This is a genomic window from Chloroflexota bacterium (assembly GCA_015478725.1).
Lineage (GTDB): Bacteria > Chloroflexota > Limnocylindria > Limnocylindrales > CSP1-4 > C-114.
Map to the genome: position 1 here is coordinate 1 of JADMIG010000077.1, position 2,322 is coordinate 2,322.

At 46.1% G+C, this 2,322-nt stretch carries 3 protein-coding genes; all 3 read right to left on the bottom strand.

All coding sequences use genetic code 11. The features are described 5' to 3' along the window. Positions 1–56: 56 nt before the first annotated feature. From IVW53_15770 to IVW53_15780, 3 genes are read right to left on the bottom strand one after another with little or no spacing between them, the layout of a single operon-like run. On the bottom strand, positions 57–1,532 hold the full coding sequence (locus tag IVW53_15770; protein ID MBF6607021.1) for an IS66 family transposase: 1,476 nt from the start codon (positions 1,530–1,532) through the stop codon (positions 57–59). Positions 1,533–1,561: 29 nt separating this feature from the next. After that, positions 1,562–1,951, bottom strand: coding sequence for an IS66 family insertion sequence element accessory protein TnpB (gene tnpB, locus IVW53_15775; protein MBF6607022.1), 390 nt, complete (start codon positions 1,949–1,951; stop codon positions 1,562–1,564). After that, positions 1,948–2,265 (bottom strand): hypothetical protein, encoded by a 318-nt coding sequence (locus IVW53_15780; GenBank protein ID MBF6607023.1) that lies wholly within the window; start codon positions 2,263–2,265, stop codon positions 1,948–1,950. The genes tnpB and IVW53_15780 overlap by 4 nt, the downstream gene beginning before the upstream one ends. Positions 2,266–2,322 lie beyond the last annotated feature (57 nt).

A 2,322-nucleotide genomic window follows, 5' to 3' on the forward strand; every position in this document is an offset into this window, starting at 1 on the left:
GTAAGCGAACGGTGAAGTACAATTACTTTTTATCCGAGAAATTTCTTATTCGGGATTTACTTTGCAGGTGGCACCCAGTTGTTGGGGAGTAGTTCGTGGAGTTTATTAACAGGATGTGAAGGAATGCGGGAGAGGATATCCTTGAGCCAATCAAAGGGGTTGACATTATTGATTTTGCAAGTGCCCAGGAAAGAATATAACATGGCGGCTCTTCGTGCCCCATCATGGGAGCCGGCAAAGAGATAATTTTTCCGTCCGATCGCAACCGGACGAATTGCATTCTCTACTAAGTTGTTGTCGATTTGTAAACGGGCATCGGTGGTGTAGATGCACAGTTTATCCCATCGCTTCAAGGAGTAGAAGATCGCTTTTCCAATAGTACTCTGGGGAAGGACCTGTTGGTAATGCTCAACCATCCAGGCCTTCAGGTTTTCTAATATCGGAACAGCCTGCTGTTGGCGCAGTGCATAGAGATCTTCCGGGGACAAGGGTTCGTCCCTACCGACCTGTTCGAGGGCATACAGCTTTTGCATTTCTGTGAGCACATACTCGGCTCGTGATCTATCATTTTCCAATGCCTTGTCAAACATGCGACGGGCATGCGCCATGCAATTGAGTAAGGTAATGTTGGCACATTTATCAAAATCATCGTAGACCGCGTACCCATCGGTTTGCAGGTAGCCGCTAAAATTCTTCAAGCATTCGGTGGGACCCTCCCCACCCCGGCCTTCCCGGTAATCAAATAAAACTAAACGAGCCACTGGTGCATAGTACACCCAATGATATCCCCGGTGGGTAGTTCCTTTTTTAGTTTTATCCAAAACTTTCAGCGGGGTCTCATCGGCTTGCAAGTACGGCTGGCTTAAAACCTGTTTATACTGAACATCATAAAGCGGTTCTATCAAATTGCAACCTCCGCTCAACCAATTACCGATTGTCGAGACAGGCAGCCTCATGCCTTCCCGTTCGAACCGCTGAGATTGCCGATAGAACGGGATGTGGTCAACAAATTTGTCGGCAATAATTTGTGCCAACAGACCTGGACCGGCAATGCCCTTATCAATGGGGCGCACAGGTAAGTCTCCGATCACAATCTTTTCTCCGCTTGGATCAACATACTTGGGGCGGATGTATTGACGAACAAATAATTTCCCTGGAATGCGTTCAAGTTCTTCCGTCTTCTCTTCTCCAATTTTTTTCCATCCCGTAACATCCATAGATGGTTCGATGATCACTTGCTCACGGGGAAGGCTGGCCGGTAAAAGCATCCGTCCGGTCTGCACTTTTTCGCTCTCCGGTTTACTGGCCTTCTTGCGCTCGTATTGAATGGTCTGTGTAACAGGGACAATCGCTTGTTCTTTTTGTGGTACCGCTATGTCTAAGGCTAATTGATCAGGGGATGAAGGGATAAAACGCTCTGTCTTTGGGCCGAAAACTAATCGCTCAAGTTGGTTGAGGCGGTGAACCAGGTCAGCAACTTTTATGAGAAGTTCTTCGCGTGATAAATCTTGATATGCTTGCACTGCGTTCAACAATGCAAAGATAAAATATCACCTTGTAATCACACAGGAACAGGCTGTGTTTTAGCGAAATTATTTTCTGAAATATGAAATCTTTTTCTTCGTCGCACAGAACTCAAACAGATACCTTGAAGAATCAACATCAACTCCTCATTGCTAAGGGCTATGGATAAACTTTTTTCATCGATGAGAGGAAGTTCATAGGTGCCGCGTTCCAGACGTTTGTAATAAATCGAAAAACCATCCTGCTCCCAGAGCAACAACTTGACCTGATTGCGGCGACGGTTAAAAAAAATAAAAATGTCTCCGCTCAATGGATCTCGCTTCAAGCCATCCCGCACCAGGCCACAGAGACCATCGACACCTTTGCGCATATCGGTTTTTTCTCGATAAAGAAAATAATGATGGAGGGCAGAAAGGGAAAGCATCAAGACAAGAGTGCCTTTAGAAATCCAACCTCGACAGGCTGATTGAATAGCAAACGGCGGCCATCAGGCAAAACCAATTCCAGTATGCCACCGGCAACGGTCCTCTTATCCCGATCGTCCTTTACGGTAACCGAAACAAAAGGAGTCCTGGCAGAGGGCGGCGCAAAATGTTCCCGGTATTTCTTATACCAGTAATGAAATTTATGGTAGGCTAATTCTTTCTCCTGGCAAAAGGCGCGTTGGGTCTGGCCGCTGGCCTCCCAGATTTTTATCAAAGAAAACATCAATTGCTGTGTCGGTTCAAGTGCTGAAGTCATACGGTAGAGTTTGACACAAAACTACCTTCACCTTATGCCTCAGAAAATATGTAGTTC

What these genes read in the sequence shown, in the direction of transcription:
- IVW53_15780 (MBF6607023.1), bottom strand. Translation starts at nt 2,265, where the DNA reads ATGACTTCAGCACTTGAACCGACACAGCAATTGATGTTTTCTTTGATA.